Source organism: Corallococcus sp. AB038B (assembly GCF_003668955.1).
Taxonomy (GTDB): domain Bacteria; phylum Myxococcota; class Myxococcia; order Myxococcales; family Myxococcaceae; genus Corallococcus; species Corallococcus exiguus.
Map to the genome: position 1 here is coordinate 1,075,205 of NZ_RAWO01000001.1, position 26,002 is coordinate 1,101,206.

Sequence of the window (26,002 nt, forward strand, 5' to 3'; positions counted from 1 at the left end):
GATATGGGGGCGCCGTCGGCGCGTTGGGAGTGCGGGAGGATGTGGATGCGTTCAGGAATCTGGTTGTCGCTGGTGATGCTGATGGGACTGGCGGTGGGGGGCTGTGCCGGGCGGCAGGACCTGGAGACGCCGGACTACGAAGCCATCTACGACATGCCGCTGGAGGAGATGTGGCCGTCGGTCCGTGAGTACTTCACGGACGCGAATCTGCCCTACCGGGAGGACCGGGGCAGCCTGGTGCTGGAGACCGATTGGAAGCAGGAGTTCGGCGGTTCGAAGATCGCGGGCTACTGGCACCGGTACATGGTCATCGGCAAGCGGGAGACGCCGACCAAGAGCAAGCTGTGGATCATCCGCATCACCAAGACGGTGAACAGGGCGCTGGCCCAGCCCGGCCGGCAGCTGGATTGGGGCGCGGGCCGCGGGCTCGGCGGACCTCCCGGTGATCGCGGTACGGGGGCCCCCGGGGATGCGTCCGCGAGCGAGGCGTATGGCATCTCCGTGGAGGACGATGCGGACCGGCTCGCCTTCCCGGTGGGAGAGAACGCCTTCTACGTGGACTCGGGACAGGGCACGCGAGACCTGACCATGGAGTGGCGGGTGTTCCGGGGCATCATGCCGAAGTTCGCGAAGCAGCAGGCGGTGAGCGCGGAGCAGCAGGTGGCGAAGGCGCCGGGCGCGAAGGACGCACCGGCGTTCACCGAGTGCGGCCAGTCCATCCTGGGCCTGAAGAAGCTGGCGCAGGCGGGCGGGGTGATGCTGCTGGGTGAGCTGCACGGCACGCAGGAGGTGCCGCGCTTCATCGCGCAGTCCGTGTGCCAGCTCGTCACGGCGGGCATGCCGGTGACGGTGGGCCTGGAGCTGCCGGTGGAGAACGAGGAGCGCATCAGCACCTTCCTCCAGAGCCAGGGCGGCGAGGTGGACTGGCTCAAGCTGATGGAGGCCCCCTTCTGGCGCAGCCCGTATCCGGACGGCCGTGGCAGCGAGGCGGTGGCAAACATGCTGGAGCAGCTGCGGCAGTTGCGAGCGCAGGGCCTGGACGTGGCGGTGTTCGTCTATGACCACCCGAAGCTCTCCGGCCAGCAGCGTGAGGATGCGCTGACGAAGACGGTGCTGGCGCAGGTGAAGGCGACACCCAAGCGCTTCCACCTGGTGGTGAGTGGCAACGTCCATCCGCGCACGGCGAAGGGACTGCCCTGGGACAAGCAGTACCAGCCCATGGGCTACCTGCTGAAGGACCAGGTCGAGGACGTCACGGCGTTGGACATGGCCTACGACAGCGGCACGGCGTGGATCTGCGCGGCGGATGCGCAGGGACGCAAGCTGGACTGCGGTGTGAAGGAAGCGAAGGGGAAGGACAACGGCGACCGCTTCTTCGTGCACCGGTGGAACTCGACCAACAAGGAGGGCTACCACGGGGTCTTCTACGTGGGCCACGTGACGGCGTCTGAACCCGCCATCAACAAGGGCCTGGGGAACCCGGACGCGGCGCCCGCGCAGGAACCCGTCTCCGCTCCGTAACCCGCGGCGGCGCTCGATATGTCCACCGCCGCCACGACGTTATTCGGGCATCGCGGAATGAGAGGGGACACTTCGGATGCGCTCGATGGTGAAAGTGGGATGGCTGGCGTTGCTCCTGGCGGTGGGCTGCGCGGGGCGGCAGGACCTGGATACGCCGGACTACGAAGCCATCTACGACGTGCCACTGGAGGAGATGTGGCCGTCGGTCCGTGAGTACTTCAAGGACGCGAACCTGCCCTACCGGGAGGACCGGGGCAGCCTGGTGCTGGAGACCGAGTGGAAGCAGGAGTTCGGCGGCTCGAAGATCGCGGGCTACTGGCACCGGTACATGGTCATCGGCAAGCGGGAGACACCGACCAAGAGCAAGTTGTGGATCACCCGCATCACCAAGTCGGTGAACAAGACGCTGTCGCAGCCCGGCAAGGAGATCGATTGGAGCATCTCCCGGGCCGTTTCCAGGGGCGATGATCCGGAGGTCCTGAGCGTGGAAGACACGGAGGACCGGCTGGCCTTCCCGGTGGGAGAGAACGCCTTCTACATGGAGTCGGGGCAGGGCACGCGAGACCTGACCATGGAGTGGCGCGTGTTCCGGGGCATCATGCCCAAGCTCGCGAAGACGGAGCAGCCGGTGAAGACGGAGCAGCCGGTGGCGAAGGCAGCGGTGACGTTCACCGAGTGCGGCCAGTCCATCCTCGGGCTGAAGAAGCTGGCGAAGGCGGGTGGGGTGATGCTGTTGGGCGAGCTGCACGGCACGCAGGAGGTGCCGCGTTTCATCGCGCAGTCCGTGTGTCAGCTCGTCACGTCCGGCATGCCGGTGACGGTGGGCCTGGAGCTGCCGGTGGAGAACGAGGACCGCATCTCCGCGTTCCTCCAGAGTCAGGGCGGTGACGTGGACTGGCTCAAGCTGATGGAATCCCCCTTCTGGCGCAGCCCGTATCCGGACGGCCGTGGCAGCGAGGCGGTGGCGAACATGCTGGAGCAGTTGCGGCAGTTGCGCGCACGAGGCCTGGACGTGGCGGTGTTCGTCTACGACCACCCGAAGCTGTCCGGCCAGCAGCGCGAGGATGCGTTGACGAAGACGGTGCTGGCGCGAGTGAAGGCAAAGCCGGAGCGCTTCCACCTGGTGATGAGCGGCAACATCCATCCGCGCACGGCGAAGGGCCTGCCCTGGGACAAGCAGTACCAGCCCATGGGCTACCTGCTGAAGGACCAGGTCGAAGACGTCACCGCGCTCGACATGGCCTACGACAGCGGCACGGCGTGGATCTGCGCGGCGAACAAGCAAACCAGCAAGCTGGACTGCGGTGTGAAGGAAGCGAAGGGGAAGGACAACGGCGACCGCTTCTTCATGCACACGTGGAGCTCGGCCAACAAGGACGGCTACCACGGCGTCTTCTACGTGGGCCACGTGACGGCCTCCGAGCCCGCGGTCCTCAAGGGCCTGGGGAACCCGCCGTCGTCCGCGTCGGGTCTGTGATGAATGCCACGAAGGGGGCACTGCGAATGCGCTCGATGCTGAACGTGGGATGTCTGGCGTTGTTCCTGACGGCGGGCTGTGCCGCACGTCCAGTGGACTGGGACCTGATGGGGCGGGAGGCCATCTACGACCGGCCCCTGGAGGAGGTGTGGCCCTCCGTGCGCCAGTACTTCGTGGACGCGAAGCTGAGCTTCCGCGAGGCCCCGGACAGCCCGGTGCTGCAGACCGAATGGAAGGAGGAGTTCGGTGGCTCGAAAATCTCCGGCTACTGGCACCGCTATCTGGTGCTGGGCAAGCGGGAGACGCCGACCAAGAGCAAGCTGTGGATCATCCGCGTCACCCGCAGCGCGAACAAGACGCTCTCCGCGCCCGGCAAGGAGCTGGAGTGGGGCGCGAGCCGCAACATGGGCATGGACAGCCGGCGGATGGAGGATATCCGCCAGGGACTCGTTCCCGCGCCCGGAGCTCCGGAGACGCTCGAAGGCGGCCTCGGCCTCAGCATGGAGGATGACGAGGACCGGTTCGCGATGCCGCGCGGAGAGAACGCCATCGTCGCGGAGTCAGGGCAGGGCACGCGCGACCTGAACATGGAGTGGCGGGTGTTCAACGCCATCGCGCCGGGCCTGGAGGCGAAGGACGGGAGCCCCCCGCGCACGTCCATGCAACCGGTGGCGAAAGCACCCGAAGCGGAGTCCGCGCCCACGTTCACCGAGTGCGGCGCGCCCATCCTCGGCCTGAAGGCCCAGGCGAAGGCGGGCGGGGTGATGCTGCTGGGAGAGCTGCATGGCACGCAGGAGGTGCCGCGCTTCATCGCGCAGTCCGCCTGCCAGCTCACCGTGCTGGGCACGCCCGTGTCGGTGGGCCTGGAGCTGCCGGTGGAGAACCAGGCGCGCATCAACACGTTCCTCCAGAGCCAGGGCAGGGAAGAGGACTGGCTCAAGCTGATGGAGGCCCCGTTCTGGCGCAGCCCGTACCCGGACGGCCGTGGCAGCGAGGCGGTGGCGAACATGCTGGAGCAGTTGCGGCAGTTGCGCGCACGAGGCCTGGACGTGGCGGTGTTCGTCTATGACCACCCGAAGCTGACGGGACAACAGCGTGAGCAGGCCCTGGCCGCCACGGTGTTGAAGGAGGTGGAAGCCGGCCCCGCGCGCTTCCATCTGGTGGTGAGCGGCAACATCCATCCCCGTACGGCGAAGGGCCTGCCGTGGGACAAGCAGTACCAGCCCATGGGGAGGCTCCTGGCCGCCCGGCTGAAGCACGTGATGGCGCTGGACGTGGCCTATGACAGCGGCTCGGCGTGGATCTGCGCGCCGGACGAGCGCAGCCGCAAGCTGGACTGCGGCGTGAAGGAAACGAAGGGCAAGGACAACGGCGACCGCTTCTTCGTGCACGTCTGGGACTCGCCCAACAAGGACGGCTACCACGGCGTCTTCTACGTGGGCCGGGTGACGGCGTCCGCGCCCGCCATCTCCAAGGGGCTGGGCCGGCCGGGAGCGGATGACAACTCCGTGTTTCCCTCGGCCACGGACGCGGACGTGATGGCCTCCGCGCGACGCTGAGGGCACGGCCGCACTGGCGTCGCGGCGCGGGCGGTGGCATGGAGGTGGCCTGACTGGAGGCCGTCCCATGAGCGACACGCTGCCCGCGCTGCGGGCCACCCTGGCGGAACTGGTGGCACTGGACACCACGTCCTCGCGCCCCAACGCGCCCCTCATCGACTACGCCCAGGCGAGGCTGGAGGCCGCGGGCTTCACCGCCGAGCGCCAGCACTACACCGACGAAGCGGGCGTGGCGAAGGTGAACCTCGTCGCGCGCAAGGGCGACGCCGACCGCGCAGCGCTGGCCCTGGTGGGCCACTCCGACTGCGTGCCCTATGACGCCGCCTGGACGGACGCGCTGCGCCTCACCGAACGCGACGGCAAGCTGTACGGCCGCGGCGCCTGCGACACCAAGGGCTTCATCGCCTGCGCGCTGCACACCGCCACGCGCAAGGACCTGCCGAAGCTGGACGCGCCCCTGCTCGTCATCCTCACCGCCGATGAAGAGGTCGGCCTGGTGGGCGCGAAGAAGCTGGTGTCCGCCGGCCTGGGTCGCGCGAGGCACGCCATCGTCGGCGAGCCCACGCGCCTCATCCCCGTGCGCGCCAACAAGGGCTACTGCCTGGCGGAGGTGGAGGTGCTGGGCAAGGAAGGGCACAGCGCGTACCCGGAGCTGGGCGCGTCCGCCATCTTCCGCGCCGGCCGCTTCCTGCACCGGCTGGAGACGCTGGCGAACACCGTCCTCCGCGAGGACCGCGACGAGGGCTTCCAGCCGCCCTTCACCACCGTGAACGTGGGCCTCATCCAGGGCGGCAAGGCGAAGAACGTCCTGCCCGGCTCCTGCCGCTTCACCGTGGAGTGGCGCCCCATCCCCGGCCAGGCCGCGGAGCGCGTCCCGGAGATGATGGAGCACATCCGCCAGGAGCTCACCCGCGACGAGCCCGCCTACGAGGCGCGCATCAAGGTCCTGCGCATGGACCGCGGCGTCCACACGCGCGGCGACGCGGACGTGGTGCGCTTCTTGGAGCAGGTCAGCGGCAACGCATCCGAAACGGTGTCCTTCGGCACGGAGGCCCCGCAGCTCACGGAGCTGGGCGCGGAGGCCGTGGTGTTCGGCCCCGGCGACATCCGCGTCGCGCACCAGACGGGCGAGTTCGTCCCCATGGAAGACCTGGTGCGCTGCGAGGCCGCGCTCACGCAGGCCGTCGCGCGCTTCTGCACGGGCGGCTGAAGGCGCGGCTCAGGGCTTCTCGGGGACGGCGTCGACGACCTCGACGTTGCGGAAGCCCTCGCACGCCTCCTTGAAGCCGAGCACGTACTTCAGCGAGCGCAGCTCCATCGTCAGCTTGTTCCACAGCTTGCGCAGCAGGTTGGGGCGTGGCGCGGGCAGGCTCGTCACCAGCGAGCTCAGTTCGATGTAGTGCGTCGGCGTGCGGCCCATGCCCTCGAAGTCGTGCTCCAGCCCCTGGCTGAGCTGACGCAGCTCCGGCCCCAGGTGCTGGTGCACCGCGTCCGTCATCAGGACGTACTCGGAGATGGGCACGTCGTTCTTCAGCATCCGGTGCAAGAGGATGACGTCCACGCCCGCCAGCTCCGTGAGGTGCTTCACCTTCTGGAAGGCGACCTCCCCGGCGTGGGCCACGAACTTGAGCGTCAGGTTGCCCACCTGCGTGCACCCGTCGCACTTGCACATGCGGTCGATGGCCAGCTGCTCCCGGCGCTCCAGGAACGCGCGGCGGATGGCCGCCACCTGCTTCGCGACCGGCGAGGTGTCCTCGCCCACGGCGTAGAAGAAGGCCGCGTCGCCTTCGAGCTTCGCCAGCTTGAACCGCCCGGACGCGTCGATGACGGCTTCCAGCAGCTGGGCCACCGTGTCCTGCGCGTGCGCGAGACCGAAGCGGTGCTGCCGCATGAAGCGGGTGTAGCCGCCGATGTCCGCGATGAGCAACAAAGCCTTCTCAATCGCCATTCGGCGGCCAGCCTATCTTAAGTCCCCGGGCGTGCGTCAGTGCCGGGGCAGCGCGCAGGTGCCCACGTCGCGCAGCAGCTTGTGCGCCTCCGCCAGCAGGGCGTGCCCCTTCACCTCCGGGGGTACGCGGGCGATGAGCTTCATGTCCGGCGTCAGCCGGTAGAAGCCCTTGGAGCGCTGCACCAGCCCCGCCACCTTCGCGCCGTCCAGGAGCGCGTCGCCGCCCAGCGCCAGCGACAGCCGGGCCGGGCCCCCCTCCAGCGCGCGCAGCCGCAGCTCGCGCATGTCGATTTTGAGGAGCGTGACCTCGGAGAGGGCGTCCACCTCGTCGGGGGCCTCGCCGTAGCGGTCCACCAGCTCCGCGCGCAGGTCCGTCACCTCGTCCGGGTGGCTGGCCTGACTGAAGCGCTTGTAGAACACCAGCCGCTGGTGCACGTCCGCCACGTAGTCGTCGGGGATGAGCGCCGGCATGGGCAGGTTGATGTCCGGCTCCACGTGCACCTTGGGCGGCTGGCCTTGCAGCTCCGCCACCGCCTCCTCCATCAGCTGCGCGTACAGGTCGAAGCCGATCTCCGCGATGGCGCCGGACTGCTTCTCGCCCAGCAGGTTGCCCGCGCCGCGAATCTCCAGGTCGTGGCTGGCGATGGAGAAGCCCGCACCCAGCTCCGTGAAGTTCTGGAGCACCTCCAGGCGCCGCTGCGCGTCCTTCGTCACCGGACGGCGGGTGGGCACCAGCAGGTACGCGTACGCGCGCTCCTTGCTGCGGCCCACGCGTCCGCGCAGCTGGTAGAGCTGCGCCAGACCGAACTGGTCCGCGCGGTTGACGATCATCGTGTTGGCGCTGGAGATGTCGATGCCGCTCTCGATGATGCTGGTGCACAGCAGCACCTGGAACTTGTGCTCCGTGAACTGGAGCATCACCTTCTCCAGCTGCCCCTCGCCCATCTGGCCGTGCGCCACGCCAATGGAGACATTGGGCAGCAGCTTCTTCAGCTCCTGCTCCATGGACGGCAGGGACTCCACGCGGTTGTGCACGAAGAAGACCTGGCCACCGCGGGCAATCTCCCGCTCCACGGCCTCCTTGATGGCGCCCTCGTCGTATTTCATCACGAAGGTGCGGATGGCCCGGCGGTCCTGCGGCGGCGTGGCGATGATGCTCATGTCGCGCACGCCGGACATGCTCATGTGCAGCGTGCGGGGGATGGGCGTCGCCGTCAGCGTCAGCACGTCCACCTGCGTGCGCAGCCGCTTCAGCGCCTCCTTCTGCTTCACGCCGAAGCGCTGCTCCTCGTCCACCACCAGCAGCCCCAGGTCCTTGAATGCCACCTCGCCCGCCAGCAGCTTGTGCGTGCCGATGACGATGTCGACCTTGCCCTCCTTCGCGCGGCGCAGGATGTCGCGGATCTCCGGCGGCTTGCGGATGCCGGAAATCACTTCCACCGTGACGGGGTAGTCCTTGAAGCGCTTCTTGAAGGAGTGGAAGTGCTGCTGCGCCAGCACCGTGGTGGGCACCAGCACCGCCACCTGCTTGCGGTCCAACGTGGCCTTGAAGGCGGCGCGCATCGCCACCTCCGTCTTGCCGTAGCCCACGTCGCCGCAGACGAGCCGGTCCATCGGCTGCGCCTTCTGCATGTCCGCGAGCACGTCCTCGATGGCCTTCGCCTGGTCCGGCGTCTCGTCGAATTCGAAGTCCGCCTCGAACTGGGCGAAGTAGCGGTCCGGCGCCGCGAACGCATAGCCCGGGTGCGCCTTGCGCGCGGCGGCCATCTGCAGGAGCTCCGCCGCCATCTTGAGCAGCTGCTCCTTGACGCGCTTCTTCGTCTTCTCCCAGCTCGTCGTGCCCAGCTTGTCCAGCTGGACCTTCTCCGGGTCGCCGCCGGTGAACTTCTGGATGAGCCGCATGCGGCCCACCGGCAGATAGATTTTGTCCCGCCCCGCGTACTCCAGGACGAGGAAGTCCCCCGGCACGCCCTGCACCTCCATCTTCGTCAGGCCCGCGTAGCGCCCGATGCCGAAGTCGGTGTGGACGATGAGGTCGCCTTCCTTCAGGTCCTTGAAGCCCGCGGCGAACGCATCCAGCTTCTTGCTGCGCTTGACGCGGCGGCGGGAGCGGACGCCGAAAATCTCCTCGTCCGCGAGCACCGCCAGCCGGCCTTCCGGGTCGATGAAACCGTGGCTCACCTCGCCGGTGAACAGGTGCGCCCAGATGGCCGGCTCGTAGAGCTTCGCCGGGTCCTGCAACGCTTCCGTGTGCACCTTCACCATCACGGAGCGATCCAACAGCAGCCGCTTCAGCCGGTCCGCCTGGCTGAGCGTGCCGCACGCCACCGCGCACGCCACGCCGGTGTCGCGCCAGCGCTGGAGCCGCTCCACCAGCGGGGTGAGCGCGCCCTCCTCACCGTGGTGCGCGAGGATGGCCTCGCGCAGGTCCTGCGTCGTGCCGAAGGTGAAGGCCACGGGCGCTTCGGACTGCGTGAGCGACAGGCCTCCGCCCTCCACCACGCGCAGGGCCTTGAGGCCCGCCGCCACGCCCTCGCGCGTGAGGAAGTGGTGCTCCGGTGGATAGGTGAGGTCCTGGCGCGCGTCCGCCTCCGCCACGCCCTTCTCCAGCTCCGCCGTCAGTTCCTCCAACGCGCGGTCCAGGCCCATCGGGTCGTCCAGGTAGACGACGGGCTCCTGGGCCCACGCGCGCAGGTAGTCGAACACGGAGGCCAGCCCGCCCTCGAAGAATCCGGGCAGCAGCCCCTCCAGTCCGAAGCCGGGCAGGCCTTCGCGGAGCGCGTCCAGCCGCTCACGCAACTTGATGGTGGGCAGATTGATGCGGTCCGCGACCGCGCGGGCGGCGGCCTCGGCGCGCGGGCGGGTGTCGTCGGTGAGCAGCAGCTCGCGCGCGGGCACCAGGTCCACCGTCTTGAGCGCGTCCACGGTGCGCTGCGACTCCGGGTCGAAGACGCGGATGGACTCGATGGTGTCCCCGAAGAACTCCAGGCGCACCGGCCGCTCGTACAGCGGGCTGAAGACGTCCAACAGGCCGCCGCGCACGCTGAAGGTGCCCTTGTCCTCCACCAGCGGGCTGTTCTGGTAGCCCATCAGCGCCAGCTTCCGCGCCAGCGAGTCGCGGTCGAAGTCCTGGCCCACCTCCACGCGCTGGGCCAGCCCCTCCATCACCCCCAGCGGCAACACGCGGCGGTGCAGCGCGCGCAGGGACAGCACCAGCGCGGGGAACGGCGTGCCGCGCGCCAGGTGGAACAGCGCGCCCAGGCGCTCCGTGATGGGGCCTGCCTCCGGCGACAGCTCGTCGTATGGGAGCACCTCGTCCGCGGGCAGCCGCAACACGCGGGGCTCCAGCAGGCTGCCGGTGCCTCCCAGGAAGAAAGCCAGGTCGTGCGCGAGCGCGTCCGCCGCTTCTTCATCCACGGCCACGCACACCAGGGGCGCGCGCAGCTCGCGGTGCAGGCGGGCGAGCAGGTGGCCGCGCGCCGCGCCCTTCACCCCCTGTGTCCGCGCACGGTGTCCCACGCGCAGGGAGGCGAGGAGCCGGGCGAAGGCATCACCGGAGGAAGGGGGAGCGCCGCCGGGCCAGGGCGTGCCATCGGACTTCGGAGGAGGAGAGGTATCCATTCGGGGGCCCGTGTGGGGCCCTCGGCTAATTAGGGTGCGGCTTCTCCCAAATCAACGCTGGATGAGGACACATGTCGGGTTGCCGGGAGCATGGCCGCAAGGCCGCTCCCGGCCCCCGAGGGCATCACGGCGCGCAGGCCGCTACGGAGCGTGGATCCTTGTTCACGCTGGTCGCGGTCGCAGCGACGGAGTCACAGTCCAGCACGGTGGCGAGGCCCGTCAGGGGCTCCACCATGAGCATGCTGGCGGCCCGGCTCGACGTGAACGTGAAGCGGATGGACTTGTCCGTGGGCGTGGCCAGGGCCTGGGCCGCGGTGTCATCCAGCTTGTCGCGCATGCAGGTCCGGTCCATCACGGGACGCGCCGAGCCCGGCAGGAAGCACAGCCCGTTGATGGCCGTCGCGTTCATGCTCGAAGGGATGACGATGTCCGGGCCTGTCTCGCTGCAGCAGGCGGCGTTCGTACGGCAGGTGACGGAGCCGCCCGTGCAGGCCGAGCTGGGGCAGGAGTCGTTGCTCCAGCCCCCCGTGGCGTCGTCATCGCAGGCCAGCCGCTCCCACCGGGCCACCGTCGCGGGATTCCCGTTGGGCTGGGTGATGTTCGTCTCTACGACGAAGCGCACGGGCTGGTTCGTGGAGATGGCGCGCTGACGGGCGCGCAGCGCGGAGGACCACAGCTCCCGCGTCGCGACGTTCTCCCGCTGGCCGCTCAGGCGGCTTGAATAGTTCGCCACGGCCATTGAGGTGAAGACGCCGACGATCGCCACCGCCACCAGGACTTCCAGCAAGGTCATGCCACGAGCGTGCTTCATGTTCCTGATCCTGACGGTACGGGCTCCAGGACCTGGAGTCCGGTCATCCCAAGGCCACGGGGTGCCACCCGGAAGGTGATGGTCCGGCGCTTGTAGCCGTCCCGGCGGTGGCCGTTCTCATCATTGCCGGGCGCCACCGCCTCGGTGTCCAGGCGGCGGGTCCGCACGACGAGCGTGATCTCCAGCTCGCGCACCCGGTTGCGCAGCCGCATGCGCAGGGCCTCGTTGGCGTCCGCCACGGAGGGAGGGGCTTCTCCAGCGCGGTTGTCGACGGTGCAGGAGGCGGTCGTGCACGCGTCGAGCGGGCCCCGGCCCGCGCTCGCATCCGGGAACCAGCGATAGGCGTTGCTGGGCGTGGTCAGGTCGGCGACGGCCTCGCGGACCCTCATCTGCTCCACGTCCCGGCTCACCACCTGCCACGTGGTGGCGCCGTGGGGCAGGGCCTCCAGCGTCGGGAAGCCCCCCGTCCAGTTCACCCGGTAGGCCACACCTTCCAGCGCCATGACAATCCAGTTCGACAGCTGCCAGCGGGGGTCGACGCTGTTGGTGCACAGGTTCGTCAGCGTTCCCGTATCGGGGCCCACCGTGGCGGTGAGCTTCTTGACGGTGGCATCCGGCTGCACGTTGGTCACCCGCAGCAGGCAGGACACCGGCAGGATGGTGTTGCCTGAGACGTTCTCTCCCTGGTCGCCGTTCACCGCCACCGCCAGCGTCGCCGGCTGGCCGGCGGCTGGCTTCATCCCGGCGGAGGAGTCCGCCGCCAGACAGAACTCGTTGGCGCCGTTGCGCACGACCGTGCCGCCGCCCGCGCAGGTGTCCAGGAAGACCAGGTCGCGGGTGCGGCCCCAGTAGAGCCGCAGCGCGTTCGATGTGGGAGACCCTGTGGGCGGGGCCACATAGTCGGTCTGGAAGTAGGTGTCCGTGCCTGGATCCGAATAGACCTGCACCGCGAAGCGCTGGTCGGTGTCCGAGAAGCTGATGGGCGTGTTGCCCATGCCGTTGCCGGCGCGGGAGATGTCCGCGCTCAGCCGCTCCTGCAGCGCGCGGCCGGTCGTCTGCGCCATCATCGTCTGCTCCTCGAAGAGGGCACGCTTCTGCAACTGCGTGCCCACCGCGAGCCCCGTCGTCAGCACGATGACCCCCAGCGCCGCGGCGACCATCACCTCCAGCAGCGTGAAGCCCGCGCTCGACTGAAACCGTCTCTTCATGGCGCCATCCGAGTCTGAAGCACGTACACCTGACGTCCCGAACGCCCCGGCTCCTCCCAGGAGACGGAGACGCGCACGTTGACGACGTTGCCCGGCTTGCCATCCACCAGGTTGCGCGTCACGGCCGGCACTCCCAGGCCCGTGGTGGCGTTCTCGAAGGAGCCCACCAGCGGCGTGCCGTCCAGATCCAACGCGACCTCGTACTGGCGGGCGATGAGCCCAGCGGGCTTCACCGTGAGCAGCTCGCCTCCCGCCGTCTGGTAGAAGATTTCCCGGGACTTGTCCAACCCCACCAGATTGCCGCACGGAGGGGCGACGGTACACCCCTGCGCGCGGATGTTCTCCAGCGTCCGCTCGGCGATGAGCTCGGCCTGGTTGGCCGTCAGCGTCCGGCGGTTGCTGTTGGACGTCTGGCTCACCACGGTCATGGCCGCCGCGATGCCGACGAGCATGACAGCCATCGTGGCCATGACCTCCAGCAGGGTGACGCCCTTCGCCTGTCGTCGCGTGTCAATGCGTCTCATGGCTTGGGCAGCTTCCCATCCGGCATCTTCTCCCACAGCAGCGCGCGCGAGCTGCCATTGCCCGAGCCGCCCGTCTTGTTGTTCCACCGCGCGCCATCCGCTCCCATGCCCACCGCGTTGCCCAGGGCGTCGATGGCGATGATGTGCTCGTCGTGGATGATGGGCGCGGAGATGCCGTGCCCGCCCAGGTCCTGGCCCGTCGCGGCGTGCGGCACGCCCGTCTGGTTCAGCTGGCTGGTTGAGTAGAACTTGCCGTTCTTGGTCTCGCTCAGGTTGCAGACGTCCGCGGCCTTACCCACGGCCGTGGTGGCGAAGACCTTGTCGGCGGTGAGGGTCACGCCACCCCACACCGTCTGACCGGCATCCAGGCGGTCGGCCCACATGGGCTCCAGCGTCGGCTTGCAGCCGCTCGCGCCCCACGGATCCGTGTCCTCGAAGCCCAACAGGAAGTAGTGGTACGAGTTGTCCTTGTCCGGCGGGCCATCCGAGTACAGGTCCGGGTTGTCACTGGTACCGAAGAAGAAGCGGACGACGGGGCCGGACGGGGTGTTGGTGCTGGTCACCGCCAGGTTCGAGAAGATCTGCTGGAACTTCTGGTCCTGGTGGTCCGCGCCGGCGGGGTTGTAGGCCGTCTTGTCCAGCGAGGTCGGCGCGTCCGCCACCAGGCACTTCTGGACGGCGTTGCCAAGCGGCTGGCCGGGGGTCAGCTTCGTCAGGTTGATGCGGTAGACGTGGCCCGCGGTGGTCGGCACGTAGATGACGTCGAAGGTGCCGTCCTTGTCCAGGTCCACCATGGCGGACTCCGCGCCGATGCCCGCGCCCTTGTCCAGCGTGATGACACCCGCGAACTTCTCCGAGCCGCTCGCCAGGGGCAGGCCCGTCTTCATGTCGATGAGGTAGAGCGTGCCCGCGTAGTCCGGGCCGGGCTCGTAGTCCGTGCCGACGGCGGCGATCCACTGCGCATTGGCGGCGTTCGAACCCCACATGGCGCGGACCACTGTCGGAGCGAAGCGCGACCCCTTGGTGTCCGGGAGGTTCACGCTCGCGTTCGAGTTCCTCGCGGTCGTGAATGCGTCGGTGACGGTGCGGTTGTTGGCCGTGGCGGTGACCTGCGTGTTCAGCATGTCGAACTCCCACATGGGAATCGGATACTGGGCGGTCCCCACCTTGTCCGGGGAGGTGATGTCCATGGCGAAGACCAGGGGACTCGTCTTGCCGGAGGCGGACACGAGCACGGTCTTGGCGCCCTTCTTGGTATCCGCGGACGACGGGGTCCAGGCGGGCTTGGCCGGTGACAGGTTGCCGAAGTCCACGTTGGCGATGCTGGGCGAGGCGTCCATGCTGGGCCGGGCCAGTGTGCCTGAACCCTGGAAGACCGCATACTGGTTGCGGTAGCGCCCCAGCAGGCCGTAGGGCAGGTAGGCGAACAGCTCATCGCCCGTGCCGTAGTTACGCACGGCCGGGTTGGCGCAGGCTCCGGAGACGGGCTCGAAGTAGCCGCGATACTGCGACTCGCCCACGCAGGTGTCCTGGGTGCTGGTGCGGTAGGCCCCGCTCTTGAAGGCGTGCAGCATGCCGGTCATGGTGCCCACGTAGGCCACGGTCTCGCGGTTCTTCAGGGCATCAATGAAGTGGGTCTTGAACTTCTCCTGCTCGCTGGCCGGGGCGTTCTGGTACCAGGTGTCCTTGTAGGGCGGAATCGCCAGGGCCACGGTGGACAGGTTGATGCCGCCCAGGGCCCAGGGCTTCTTCACGTTGTTGGGAGCGGGGTCCTGGCTGTCCTCCCAGCCGTAGAGCCAGTTCACGAGGAAGGCCCGGTCGCTCTTGTCCGCAGAGACCTTGTGGCCTGAGTCATTGTCCGCCGTTGGCGTGCCGCACTTGTTGTCGCCGTTGAGGTTCCACGGGATGACGTTGCCAAGCTTTGGCACGTCGCATAGCTCGTCCGGGAAGAGCGGGCTGTTCGCGCCATCCTTGAAGGTGCTGACGTCCTTGCGGGCGAAGTTGGTGCTGGACGTCACGGTGTAGAGCTTGCGGGTCAATGGATCCGTGCTGCCGCGGAACGCATCCGCCATCACCCGGCCCGCCTCCCAGTGCTGGGTGGAGGTGGTGACCAGCGGGGTCTCCGGGTCGTAGAGCGACTTGAAGTAGAGCCGTCCCCGCAGGGTGTAGTCCTTGCGAGCGTCATAGGCGCGGGTCGCCGCCGCCGGCAGACCGGTCCCCGGCCAGTTCTGGCCCCAGTTGCTGCCCGGCGTCTCGTTCACGCCCCAGACGAGCGCGTTGCCGATGGCGGAGGGCGAGGCGCGGGCGAAGCTGCCGGAGCGCACGGCCTGGAAGCCCACGTTGATGTTGTCGATGATGGGATGGCAGCGCTCGTTGGGGCTGCTGACGTCGACCTTCCAGCACAGCTGCGAACCGGTCACGCCCAGCGACAGCAGGTCCAGCTCCACCGTCTGGGTGGGTGGCGAAGTTTCAGGGAAGTCCACCGGAACCCAGGTGGGGAACTGGTTGCGCGTGCAGGTGCCATTCGCGCAGATGTTGCAATCCACCGCGATGGAGTAGCGGATGGTGGCCTCGGGGCCTCCGGGCGGCGAGCAGGCGTTCTCGCCCTCTTGCTCCTCGGACCAGCAGGGCGGGCCGTTGGTGCACGTGCGCGGCGCGGGCGCGATGTCGTCCTGGCGCGTAAAGCGCACCTTGGTGATGGTGAAGTCCTCGGCGATGTCGGGCGTGATGTCACCGGAGACGCTGGCCGAACGGGTGTTGCCGCCGTTCTCCTTGTTGATGACGAACACGATGTCATTGAAGTCGCGGTCACCGCCGCCGTTGAGGTCCTCGAAGCCGAGGATCCACCGGAAGGGGTCCGTGCTGGGGGCGCCCACGATGACGTGGGGCATGGCGTTGCGGTTACCCGGCGGGCGGGGGACGACCACCTTCTCCATGGGCATCTTGAGGTTGCCGTAGAGCGGATCATGCTCGAGGCGGTAGAGCGTGTTGCCCTCGGGGTCTTGGGGGGTCGGGCCGTCCAGCCAGCCGCAGAGCTTTTCCGTCGAATCCTTCACCGTGCAGGAGCCGGGAGAATTGGCCGGATCCTCCGGCACGCATCCCGCGCCTTCGACGTAGCCGCAGCCGATATTGCGCGCGGCCACCACCGACCCGCCCCTCATGTTCTGGTCCATGTTCCAGGCGGACTTGGAGAAGAACACGGAGATGGGCGTCCTCAGGTGCAGCAGGCACTTGCCCGCAGCGTCCATCTTCATGCACGGGTACACCGTGCCGTTGGTGGTGCTGTGCGGCGAGTCGTAATAGACGATGAGGAAGAAGATGATCTCCCGGTTGCCCTGGACGGGGCCCAGGTCCACCGTCCGGTCGCTGGGGCTGATGCCCTCATCCGGGTTGACGCTCCGCTTGATGCCTTCCGCCGTGTACGCGGAGACGTCGTAGTCCGGGACGCCTTCACCCAGGTTATCCTTGTCCTTCACCGGTGCGAGGTTGCGCCAGTTACTCTCGTCGCTGTCGTCGTCGCCGGAGAGGAACACGATGCGGCCCATGCCCTGGTCGTTGTTGCTGGGGTGCTTGGGCTCGAGCAGGTTGGGGACGTGCTTGTAGAGCCCTTTGTCGGAATAGGCATCCGAACTTTCGGTGACGTCCGCGCCCGGAATGGTACCGACCAGAGCGGTCCAGATCTTGGAGTCGTCGCCCGGGGGACGCATGTCGGGTAGCTGGATGTTGCTGTACCAGCTGCCGGTGCCATTGGCGGGGGAGTTGACGGTGCAGTTCGCACTCGACGCCAGGTCCGGCATGCTGAACTTCGTCCCGTCCGCGAGCGTCAGCTGGGCAGCGGCGGCCGAGCAGCGGCGCGAGCCGCCCACGTAGGGGCGTGACGTGGTGCCGGAGCTCGGCGAGAGGTTGTAGATGTCCTCGTGCAGGTCGAGGATGCCGTTGCCGTTCTTGTCGAGCAGGTTGCCGCTGGCGTCGACGTACTGGCGGTCCAGCAGCTCGTCCATGTACATGTAGCCGAGCGTGTGTGACGCGCCGGCGGACTCGAACACGTAGCTGACGCTGATGTTCTGGTCGAACGGGAGGCGGATGTCCTCCGGGTCGAAGACCTTCAGCGCGGTGTTGAGCTGAAGCTCCTTGTTGTCCGTGATCTTCATCGTTGGATTGGTCATCTCCAACGACGTCGTGCTGAACTCAGGCTGGCGGTCCTGGTCCAACGCGTTGTTGCAGAGCTTCGCGGGCTCCGCGGCGCCGGCCGTGGAGGCTGTCAGAAGGGCCAGGGTGCCCAGGGTGCGAATCATCGCGCGCATCACTTGCTTCCCTTCTGCTGCGGGTTCTGCTGCCCGGGCTGCGACTGGCGCTGCTCACTCTGTCGGGCCAGCCCCTTGCGCTTCTCCTGCTCCAGCATCTCGTCCCGGGGCGGGGGCGGCGGTTGGGCCCGGGTGGCCAGGAATTGGATGAGGGCGTTCTTCTCGGAGTCCGCCAGCCGCCGCGTGTCACAGCCCGTCTTGCGATTCACCTTCGTCGGGTTGTCGATCCACGTGCGCACCTGATCCACGGAGCGCCGACTCATCACTTCGCCCAGGTTGGGGCCCGCGCCGGGATAGGACCGCGTCAGACCCCTGCTCTGCTTCTTGGCCTGGACGGAGGGCGCCTGCGCCACGTGACAGCGCACGCACGCCCGTTTGAAAGCGGTTTCGCCGCTCGCCTGCGCACTGGCGATGCCGGGAGCCAGCAGGAGGAACAGCAGGTGCAATCGTTTCATGGGGACTCGCAGAGGCTAAGGAAGGAGGAAGGGCTAGTAGGTGGTCCGGGACCCGAAGACGGGCGCGTTGATGCCCTTGGATTCGAAGGTCATTCCGCCAGTGCAGCCACGGGCGGGGCAGCCCGCGGTGAACTCAGTCGTGGGCTGGCTATGGACGACGAGAGTCTGGACCACGGCGCGGGTGGGGCGGCCGTTGGGGCTGAGGACCTCGCCCACCGACACGAGCCACACCTGGTGGTTGGAGTCCGCGCCCGGGACCGCGCCATCCTTGTCGTTGTGCACGAAAACGCGGTAGCGGACCCGCGTCTGCTCCGGGTAGTCGCTCGTGTAGACTTGGTTCGGCGTTTCCGCGAGGGGACCGGCGCGCTTCTCCTCGGCCTCCAGCTGCGAGGTCGTCAGCTGGTAGAGGTTCCAGCGGTCGGTGCTGGGCGCCCCTGGGGTCGGCAGGATGTCGTACCAGGGGTCTGCTGCGGAGCCCAGGCCGGGGTCGGTCACCGCCGCGCCCAACTCGTCCTGGAACACGAGGGTGTTGGGGCCGACCTTGTCCATGAGCAACCGGACCGCTTCGCGGCCTTCCGCGAGGCCCGCCTCGGCGGCGAAGAACGCCTGCTTCTGGCGGCGGGAGTCCGCCTGGGTGTCGGCCTCGCGGCCCACCACGTTGAGACTGAGCAGGACCGCCATCGTCACGACCGCGACCACGCCCAGCGCGAGCAGGAGCGTGAAGCCACGGGACTGACGGCGGGGGGGTGGGCGACGCACCATCGGGGGGCTCCTTCACGTACCCCTGGGGGAGGTACGACTTGGAGCCTCTGAACAGCAAGCCTCGTGCCGGGAATTCCGGCACTCAACCCGCCGGAATAAGGGATGTCCGCGATGCGGGGGGGTGCCGTGTGACGTCAGGGGGCTGCGCAAACTTTGCGAGCCCCCTCATTCTTGCGAGGTAGCCCGGCGTCAGCGGTGGCCGCCGCGAACGGCGGCGCGCAGGCGGAGCATGTCGTCCAGGACGCCGGGATCCACCAGCTCCAGGGCGGCCTTCTGGGAGAGGGCGCGGGTCTGCCGGCGGTACTCCTCTTCATCCTCCTCGCCGCCCTTGCCGCCGTCGCTGCCGCCCTTGCCACCGCCCTTGCCGTCTCCGCCCTTGGGCATCAGCGCGACCGGCTGGGAGATGCCCGGCTCCAGGCGGGGGAAGGCATTGGCGTCGGCGCGCACCGACGTGAAGAGGCTGACCATGGACAGGCAGAACACGATGGCGACGGTGAGGGTCTTCATGGTGGCTCCAATTCTCCCAATCCCCACGACGCCCGGACGCGAAGGGTTATTCACGAGCGCTATTCCTTCGCCTTGGCCTTGAAGGTGCGGATGTATCCCACCAGGGCGTCCATCTGCTCCGGGGTGAGCCGGTCCTTGTAGGCCTTCATCTTGGGGTTGTGGGACGAGCCGTTGGCGATGACCTTGCGCAGCTCGGCGTCCGACTCCCTCTTCTGCCAGGAGGCCCGGCTCATGTCGGGGATGGACTCCTTCTGGCCCATGCGCGTCTGGGCGCGGCCGTCCGGGCCATGGCAGTTCTTGCAGCTCTTGTCCCAGAGGGCGGCGGCGTCCTCGGCGTGGGCGAGGGCCGGGGCGCACAGCAGCAGGAGGGTGGACAGCAGGCACCACCGCGAGGTCATGCACGGTCTCCGAGGGAGGGGGACGCCAGTATAGCCACGCGCTCAGGAGCCGGCTTGGGGCCAGAAGGGCGCGGTGGGGCGGCCGGGGGGCTGGAGCCAGACGGACTCCAGGAAGCGGACCGCGTTCTGATCCGCCCGGTCGTTCCGGGTGAACACCGCCTGCGTGCTCGCGAGCACCGCCAGTGTGGCGAGCCCCGCCACCCAGGCCGCTGGCGGAGGCGCGCGTCTAGCCGCGTCCCGGACCAGCGCCCCGAAGACGGACGCCGCCACGGTGAATAGCGCCGCGAACAGCAACGCGCCGGCCAGGGACGTGGGCAGGCCCAGCCAGGCGAGCAGGTTGGGCGGGTGGTAGCCGTCCAGCATGAGCGGCCGGGCCAGCGCGAGCACGGGGGTGGAGACGTCGTCGGGGATGTAGTTGACGAAGGTGGCCAGGCCCGTGACGAGCACGGACGCCGCGCACAGCATGGCCGTGATGCCGGACAGCACCGGCCTGCCGGCGCCGCGCAGCCGCTCCAGCACCAGACCCGCGGGTAGCAGCAGGAAGGGCACCAGCCCCGTGAGGTGCCGGGGGCCTGTCGTCCAGCCCCACGAGTCGTAGGTGAACGACGAGGTGAAGTACGTGTAGCCGGCGAGCGTGGCCGCGGACATCCAGAAGAGGGCGCGCGCCTCCGCGGAGGTCCGGCCCAGGCGCTTGAGCAGCACGAGCCCGGGCAGCGCGAGCAGCAGGAACGGCGACAGGGTGAAGAGGCCCCGGAGCGGGGAGAAGAACGACAGCGCGAAGGCGCGCGGATCCGGCGTGCGGATGCCCAGGAAGCCGCCCAGGTGCCACGGCTGGTAGGCCGCGTCGTTGAGGTGCTTGTAGCCGGTCTCCAGCGGGTGCCCGAAGGTGGCCTGGTGGTAGAGCCCCAGCGCCACGATGAAGGGCAGCGCGCCCAGCACGGCGAGCCCCGTGGCCCGGCCCAGCTTCTTCAGCCGCGCGGCCCACGGCTCCGGCGTGCCCAGCACGGTGAGGACTGCATAGAGGATGAGGCCCAGCACACCGAGCGCGCCGGTGTACTCGGCGGCGACGGTGGCGCCCGCGCACGCGCCGGCCACGATGTAGCCACGCTCGCGCCACTCGCCGCGCGACAGCTTCCAGAGCGCGTAGAAGCCCGCGAAGAGCAGCACCGCCGTCGTCTGGTGGCTCATGAAGAGCAGCGAGTAGCTGAACGCGAGCGAGCCCAGCGCGTACGTCACCGTGATGCCGTCCGCGACGACGGGCGACAGGAACGCGCGCAGGAAGCGGCGGACCAGCCACAGCAGTCCCAGCGTGGGCAGCACCGTGAGGAAGAGGCGGCTGAAGAAGACGAGCGGCACCTCTGGCACGGCGTAGCGGTGGCTGCCGCCGAGCACCCTCAGGCCCGCGTACACGGGCACCGCGGCGAAGGACAGCAGCGGCGCCTTGGACGGGTAGTAGCGCCCGTCCATCACGGACAGGTCGCCCACCGGGCCGTAGTCGCGCAGGGCGCGGTTGATCTCCAGCGTCCCGTCCTCCACCAGGGCGCGCGTCTGCCACAGGCGGCACAGCTCGTTGGGCGAGCGCAGGCCCGGGTGGTACGGGAAGAGGACCACGTAGAGCGCAGCGACCGTGGCCCACACTGCTCTGGGCAGTCCCTCGGCGCGGGGCGCGGGCGCCTCGGTGGGAGACGCCGGGGCCGCGTCGGGGGGCGGCGGAGAGGTGGGGTGGGGGTCGGCGCTCACGCGGGCATCAGACGGCGCGAGCGACGGCGAACAGGCTCATGCCCACGGGCAGCCGTACCTGTTGCTCGGCCTGGGCGAGCAGGGGCGCCAGCGCGTCGTAGAGCTTGAGCTGGAGCTTGGGCACCGCGCGGCGGCGCAGGAGGCGGCTGTTGACGAACCAGCCCGGCAGGCCGACGAGGTTCATCCACTCCAGCGTGTCCACGCGGAAGCCGTTCTCCTGCAGCACCGCGCGCAGGGTCTCCGGCGTGTAGCGGCGGTAGTGGCCCACGGCCTCGTCGATGGCGCCGAACAGCTGCGGCAGCGCCGGCACGAGGATGAGCACGCGGCCGTCCGGCTGGAGAATCTGACGGAAGCGGCGCACCGCGGACGCGTCGTCCGGGATGTGCTCCAGCACGTTGGACAGCACGATGGTGTCCAGGTTCTCCGCCTTCAGCGACTCCCAGTCCGCGAGCGCCACGTCGGACAGGTAGGGGCGCACGTGGGGCTTGCCGCGGAAGAGGTTCTTCAGGCGGTCCACGTAGAAGCGCTCCACCTCCAGCGCGACCAGGTGCTCCGCGCCGGCCTCCAGCTCGCGGGTGATGGTGCCGATGCCGGCGCCAATCTCCAGCACGCGCCGGCCCATGTGCTCGCGGAAGCGGCGGCCCAGCCACTGGTTGTAGTGGGTGGCGCCGTCCATGCGCTCCAGGGTGGAGTAGCCCTCGTGCTGGTTGTCCGCGTCGTCGCGCACGGTGGCGTAGCGCACCAGCGTGCGCAGGCGGGCCAGGTGCGCGGAGGCCGAGCGGCGCGGCACGGCCTGCAGCGGCGGCAGGGACACTTCCGTGAGTCGGAAGAGCTGCGCGGCCAGCTTCACCACCAGCTCCGCGTCCACCGCGTCGTCGTCGCTGGTGAGCTGGATGGAGCGCAGCGCCTCCGTGCGGAAGGCGCGCAGGCCGGTGAGCGGATCCGTCAGCGCCACGTCGGTGACGAAGCGGGTGATGCCGCCCAGCGCGCGCTCGGCCACCATCTCCGGCGACATGCCGGGGCGCCGGCCGAAGACGCCGTCCGCGGTGTCGTCACGCAGGGGCTGCACCAGGGCGTCGTAGGTGTCGGGCGAGTAGGCGGCGTCCGGATCCTGGAGCACCGTGTGGGCGCCGGTGACGTGGGGCAGCGCGGCGCGGATGGCCGCTCCCTTGCCGCCCTGGGCCTCGAGGACGTGGACGTTGGGGCCGGGCGTGACGTCCACCGGCCCTTCACCCGCGAGCACGACCTGGGCCTGGCCGGCCAGCGCGTGGGCGAACCGGGCGGCGGCGGCGGCGGTGGCGGGGTTGAAGGGCAGGACGACGGAAAGCGCAGGAGCCATTGCGCCGCTCACTACCACAGGACCCTCCGGGGTGCGCGTTCGCGGACCGGCGCGGATGGATGGGGAGCATCCAGGCGACGTCGGTTGGATGGACAACCCGCCCCGCCCGTTGCACGCTCCGGGCGTTATTCCCCCAGCGCGATGTGGGTGCAGGTCGGGTCCGGACGAATTCGGGCCGGTGGAGACCGCCCGCGGCAGCCACTTCCGGAGAGACGCGACGTGGAAGGAACGGTGTTGGACCCGGCCGGTGGATCGCCCGGCGCGACGTCCGCGAGCGTGATGCACCGGGTGCGGGGCGTGTGGCGCCGGCGGTGGGTGATGCTCGGGGTGGCGTTGGGGGTCACCGCGCTCACGGCGGCGTGGACGCTGCGGCAGCCGCGCATCTACGCGGCCAGCACTTCGCTCATCATCGACGTCACCGCGCCGCGCATCCTCGACGGCGAGGTGAAGGAGGTGATGGGGGAGGAGCGCAGCAACTACTGGTTCAACAAGGAGTACTACGCCACGCAGAGCGAGATCATCACCTCGCGCGCGGTGGCCAGCCGTGTGGTGGACCGGCTGGGGCTGGCGAAGGACGCCTCCTTCCTGGGGCTGCCGGCGAACCAGGATCCGGCGGAGCGCGCGAAGGCGCTGGAGGACGCGGACCCAGTGGGGTTGTTGCGCTCGCGCATCCAGGTGGTGCCCGGCAAGGACTCGCGGGTGATGAACATCGGCGTGGAGGACGTGGACCCCGCGCGTGCGGCGCTGCTCTCCAACGAGGTGGCCGCCGCGTACATGGCGGAGAACCTGGCGCTCAAGCTGCGCACCACGGAGGAGGCGCGCACGTGGCTGGAGGGGCGCCTGGACGAGCTGGGCCGTCAGTCCAAGGCCGGCGAGATGGCCGTCTACGACCTGAAGAAGGACGCGGACATGCTGTCCACGTCGCTGGAGTCGCGGCTGTCCATCGTCAGCGAGCGGATCAACTCCTACAACCTGAAGCTCACCGAGGTGCGCACGCGCATCGCGGCGCAGCAGGCGCGCGTGGACGCCATCCACCGGCTGCGCAGGGACGCGGGCAACGACGAGACGTGGGCGGAGGCCGTGCCTGGCGCGAAGGACGGTCCCATCCAGGATCTCAAATCGCGCTACGGCGAACAGAAGGCCGCGTGCGCGGAGCTGACCGAGCGCTACCTGCCGGAGCACCCGAAGCTGCTGGAGTGCAACCGCAAGCTGGACGTCGTGCGTGCGGACCTGCTCAAGAGCCTGAGCAACGTGGTGCGCTCGGCGGAGACGCAGCTGGCGGAGGCGCAGGGCGAGGAGAAGAACCTCAACAAGCTCCTGGACGAGACCAAGGCCGAGGCCTTCCAGGTGAACAAGAAGGCCATCGAGTACGGACGGCTGCAGCGCGAGTCGGACAACAACCAGCGGCTCTATGAGCTGGTGCTCAAGCGGCTGAAGGACATCGAGCTGTCGGGCTTGCTGCGCACGAGCAACGTGCGCGTGCTGGACCCCGCGCAGCCGGCGATGGTGCCGGTGCGTCCGCACACGCGGCGCAACCTGATGGTCGGCTGGGTGATGGGGCTGCTCCTGGGGCTGGGCGTGGCGCTGTTCCTGGAGATGCTGGAGAACAGCGTCACGTCGCAGGCGGACGTGGAGGACGTGCTGGGCCTGGCGTTCCTGGGCGTGGTGCCGCGCATGGAGGCCACGAAGGCGCCGGGCGACCGCGACCTGTACGTGCACCGGGCGCCGCGCTCGGCGGTGGCGGAGTGCTGCCGTGCGGTGCGCACCAATCTGCTGTTCATGTCACCGGATCATCCCTGCAAGACGCTGGTGGTGACGTCCAGCGGCCCGCAGGAGGGCAAGTCCACCACGTGCATCAACCTGGGCGTGGCCATGGCCCAGAGCGGCAACCGCGTGCTGCTGCTGGACACGGACATGCGCCGGCCCCGGCTGCACCGAGCGTTCGGCGTGCCCAACGACCTGGGCATCAGCTCGCTGGTGGTGGGCGAGGGTTCGCTGGACAAGGCGGTGAAGAGCACGGAGGTGCCCAACCTCTTCGTGCTGCCGTGTGGCCCGTTGCCGCCGAACCCCGCGGAGCTTCTGCACACGCGTGCCTTCAAGGAACTGCTGCGCACCGCGGGGGAGAAGTTCGACCGCATCATCCTGGACAGCCCGCCGCTCAACGCAGTGGTGGACGCGGCGGTGCTGGCCACGCAGGCGGACGGCGTGGTGATGGTGCTCAAGGCGGGCCGGACGGACCGGAGCGCCGCGAAGCGCGCGCTGCGCTCGTTGGCTGACGTGCAGGCGCGGATGTTCGGCGCCATCCTCAATGACGTGGACCTGCGGCAGCCGCGCTACGGCGACACGTACCTGGGCTACCAGGGCTATGGCCCGACGCAGGACGAGCCCAAGGGCGGGGTGGCGCCGTCGTGAGGGGCGCCGGACTGCGGGTGCTGCACCTGGGGAAGTTCTACCCTCCGGCCTCCGGCGGCATGGAGGCGCACTTGCGAACGCTGGCGCGCGCGCAGGCGTCGCTGGGCGCGCAGGTGGAGGTGCTGTGCGCGAACCACTCGGTGGACGGCACCGGGACGAGCCACGAGTTCCACGGGCGCAGCCCCACGCGTGAAGAGTGGGATGGGCCGGTGCGCGTGATTCGCCTGGGGCGGCTCGCGTCGGTGGCGCGCATGGACGTGATGCCTTCGCTGCCGTTCGTGCTCAGGCGCGCGCTGGCGCGGGGCGTGGACGTGGTGCACCTGCACGTGCCCAACCCGAGCATGGTGCTGGCGCTGGACGCGGTGCCGCGTCTGCCCGCGGTGGTGGTGACGCACCAGAGTGACATCATCCGGCAGAAGGTCGCGGGCGCGCTGTTCCGTCCCTTCGAGTGGATGCTGTACTCGCGCGCGGCGCGGCTGCTGGCCACGAGCGACGCGTACGTGCGGGGCTCGTCGTTGCTGTCGACGTTCAAGTCGAAGGTGCGGGTGCTGCCGCTGGGCATCGAGCTGGAGTCGTACCTGCGGCCTCCTTCCGCGGAAGCGCGCGCGGCACAGGCGCGATGGACGGCGGAGGCGGCGGGCGGGCCGCTGTGGCTGATGGTGGGGCGGCTCGTCTACTACAAGGGGTTGTTCACGGCGCTGGAGGCGCTGGTGCACGCGCCGGGGCGGCTGGTCATCGTGGGCGAGGGGCCGCTGGCGCAGGAAGGCCGCGCGCGGGCGAAGGCGCTGGGCATCGAGGACCGGGTGAGGTGGGCGGGGTACCTGTCGCCGGAAGCGCTGACGGGCGCGTACCGGGCCGCGACGGCCCTGTGGTTCCCGAGCAACGCGCGCAGCGAGGCGTATGGCCTGTCGCAGGTGGAGGCGCTGGCGAGTGGATTGCCCGTGCTCAACACCGCCGTGCCGGACTCCGGTGTGGCGTGGGTGAGCCTGCATGAGCACACCGGGCTCACGGTGCCCGTCGGTGATGCGCGGGCGCTGGCGGCGGCGGCGCGCCGGTTGGTGGATGAGCCGGGCCTGCGCGAGCGGCTGTCGCGTGGGGCGCAGGAGCGTGCGCGGGCGGAGTTCGCCCATGACGTGATGGCGTCGCGCAGCCTGGAGTTGTACGCGGAGGCGCTCGGACGGCAGCCGGTGGCGGAGGAGACGAGCGATGCCTCCGTCCGGCATGTCGCGGGCGGGCGCTGAAGGTCCGCGCATGCACGGGTCGCGAGCGTCCAGTGGCAATCATGGGGTTGGTGCGGAGGGCGGAGACTCCTCTTCGCGCGTGCCGCGCGAGCCCAGTGGTGACCTTGATGGTGCCGCACAGACTAGCGGCACGGCGTCTCGCGAGACGCATGCGTCAGGTGGCGCGCTGGTCGAT

The 26,002-nt window shown here is 69.2% G+C and carries 18 protein-coding genes; 6 read left to right on the forward strand and 12 right to left on the reverse strand.

Annotated features, from left to right (window positions below; genetic code table 11):
* Positions 1-45 precede the first annotated feature (45 nt).
* The 4 genes from D7Y04_RS04465 to argE all read left to right on the forward strand — a co-directional run bounded on the left by D7Y04_RS04465 (position 46) and on the right by argE (position 5,767).
* Positions 46-1,521 carry a hypothetical protein gene (locus D7Y04_RS04465; protein ID WP_121758423.1) on the forward strand — a complete coding sequence of 492 codons (1,476 nt, stop codon included), beginning with the start codon at positions 46-48 and terminating at the stop codon, positions 1,519-1,521.
* A 76-nt stretch (positions 1,522-1,597) separates the two neighbouring features.
* On the forward strand, positions 1,598-2,998 hold the full coding sequence (locus D7Y04_RS04470; protein WP_121758424.1) for a hypothetical protein: 1,401 nt from the start codon (positions 1,598-1,600) through the stop codon (positions 2,996-2,998).
* A 26-nt stretch (positions 2,999-3,024) separates the two neighbouring features.
* Positions 3,025-4,557: a hypothetical protein gene (locus D7Y04_RS04475; protein ID WP_121758425.1), complete on the forward strand. Its 1,533-nt coding sequence runs from the start codon at positions 3,025-3,027 to the stop codon at positions 4,555-4,557.
* A 67-nt stretch (positions 4,558-4,624) separates the two neighbouring features.
* Positions 4,625-5,767 carry an acetylornithine deacetylase gene (argE, locus tag D7Y04_RS04480; RefSeq protein ID WP_120574415.1) on the forward strand — a complete coding sequence of 381 codons (1,143 nt, stop codon included), beginning with the start codon at positions 4,625-4,627 and terminating at the stop codon, positions 5,765-5,767.
* A gap of 9 nt (positions 5,768-5,776) precedes the next feature.
* Here argE and D7Y04_RS04485 read toward each other — a convergent pair whose 3' ends face one another.
* From D7Y04_RS04485 to D7Y04_RS04540, 12 genes are all read right to left on the reverse strand, one after another.
* The gene (locus tag D7Y04_RS04485; protein WP_121758426.1) at positions 5,777-6,505 is read right to left on the reverse strand and encodes a DUF2652 domain-containing protein; all 729 of its coding nucleotides are present in this window, start codon (positions 6,503-6,505) and stop codon (positions 5,777-5,779) included.
* Between the two features lie 36 nt (positions 6,506-6,541).
* Positions 6,542-10,126 (reverse strand): transcription-repair coupling factor, encoded by a 3,585-nt coding sequence (gene mfd, locus D7Y04_RS04490; protein WP_120593350.1) that lies wholly within the window; start codon positions 10,124-10,126, stop codon positions 6,542-6,544.
* A 124-nt stretch (positions 10,127-10,250) separates the two neighbouring features.
* Positions 10,251-10,937 (reverse strand): Tfp pilus assembly protein FimT/FimU, encoded by a 687-nt coding sequence (locus D7Y04_RS04495; RefSeq protein ID WP_121758427.1) that lies wholly within the window; start codon positions 10,935-10,937, stop codon positions 10,251-10,253.
* On the reverse strand, positions 10,934-12,145 hold the full coding sequence (locus D7Y04_RS04500; RefSeq protein ID WP_121758428.1) for a PilW family protein: 1,212 nt from the start codon (positions 12,143-12,145) through the stop codon (positions 10,934-10,936). Before D7Y04_RS04500 ends, D7Y04_RS04495 begins: the two co-directional genes overlap by 4 nt.
* Positions 12,142-12,669 carry a prepilin-type N-terminal cleavage/methylation domain-containing protein gene (locus D7Y04_RS04505; protein ID WP_121758429.1) on the reverse strand — a complete coding sequence of 176 codons (528 nt, stop codon included), beginning with the start codon at positions 12,667-12,669 and terminating at the stop codon, positions 12,142-12,144. Before D7Y04_RS04505 ends, D7Y04_RS04500 begins: the two co-directional genes overlap by 4 nt.
* On the reverse strand, positions 12,666-16,973 hold the full coding sequence (locus D7Y04_RS04510; RefSeq protein WP_121758430.1) for a DUF4114 domain-containing protein: 4,308 nt from the start codon (positions 16,971-16,973) through the stop codon (positions 12,666-12,668). Before D7Y04_RS04510 ends, D7Y04_RS04505 begins: the two co-directional genes overlap by 4 nt.
* Entirely contained in the window at positions 16,973-17,428 is a 456-nt protein-coding gene (locus D7Y04_RS04515; protein WP_121758431.1) for a c-type cytochrome, read from the reverse strand. Before D7Y04_RS04515 ends, D7Y04_RS04510 begins: the two co-directional genes overlap by 1 nt.
* 33 nt (positions 17,429-17,461) lie before the next feature.
* Complete coding sequence (locus D7Y04_RS04520; RefSeq protein WP_121758432.1) at positions 17,462-18,190, reverse strand: hypothetical protein; 729 nt, start codon at positions 18,188-18,190, stop codon at positions 17,462-17,464.
* Between the two features lie 189 nt (positions 18,191-18,379).
* Positions 18,380-18,697 (reverse strand): hypothetical protein, encoded by a 318-nt coding sequence (locus D7Y04_RS04525; RefSeq protein ID WP_121758433.1) that lies wholly within the window; start codon positions 18,695-18,697, stop codon positions 18,380-18,382.
* Positions 18,698-18,756: 59 nt separating this feature from the next.
* The gene (locus D7Y04_RS04530) at positions 18,757-19,095 is read right to left on the reverse strand and encodes a cytochrome c (protein WP_121758434.1); all 339 of its coding nucleotides are present in this window, start codon (positions 19,093-19,095) and stop codon (positions 18,757-18,759) included.
* Between the two features lie 42 nt (positions 19,096-19,137).
* Complete coding sequence (locus tag D7Y04_RS04535; RefSeq protein ID WP_370457082.1) at positions 19,138-20,835, reverse strand: hypothetical protein; 1,698 nt, start codon at positions 20,833-20,835, stop codon at positions 19,138-19,140.
* A 7-nt stretch (positions 20,836-20,842) separates the two neighbouring features.
* Entirely contained in the window at positions 20,843-22,174 is a 1,332-nt protein-coding gene (locus D7Y04_RS04540) for a bifunctional glycosyltransferase/class I SAM-dependent methyltransferase (RefSeq protein WP_121758436.1), read from the reverse strand.
* A gap of 219 nt (positions 22,175-22,393) precedes the next feature.
* On the opposite strand from D7Y04_RS04540, the gene D7Y04_RS04545 reads away from it, so the two are divergent.
* Together D7Y04_RS04545 and D7Y04_RS04550 are read left to right on the forward strand one after the other, a co-directional pair.
* Positions 22,394-24,586, forward strand: a complete 2,193-nt coding sequence (locus D7Y04_RS04545; protein ID WP_121758437.1) for a polysaccharide biosynthesis tyrosine autokinase — start codon at positions 22,394-22,396, stop codon at positions 24,584-24,586.
* Positions 24,583-25,827, forward strand: a complete 1,245-nt coding sequence (locus tag D7Y04_RS04550) for a glycosyltransferase (protein WP_121758438.1) — start codon at positions 24,583-24,585, stop codon at positions 25,825-25,827. The genes D7Y04_RS04545 and D7Y04_RS04550 overlap by 4 nt, the downstream gene beginning before the upstream one ends.
* Positions 25,828-26,002: the final 175 nt, after the last annotated feature.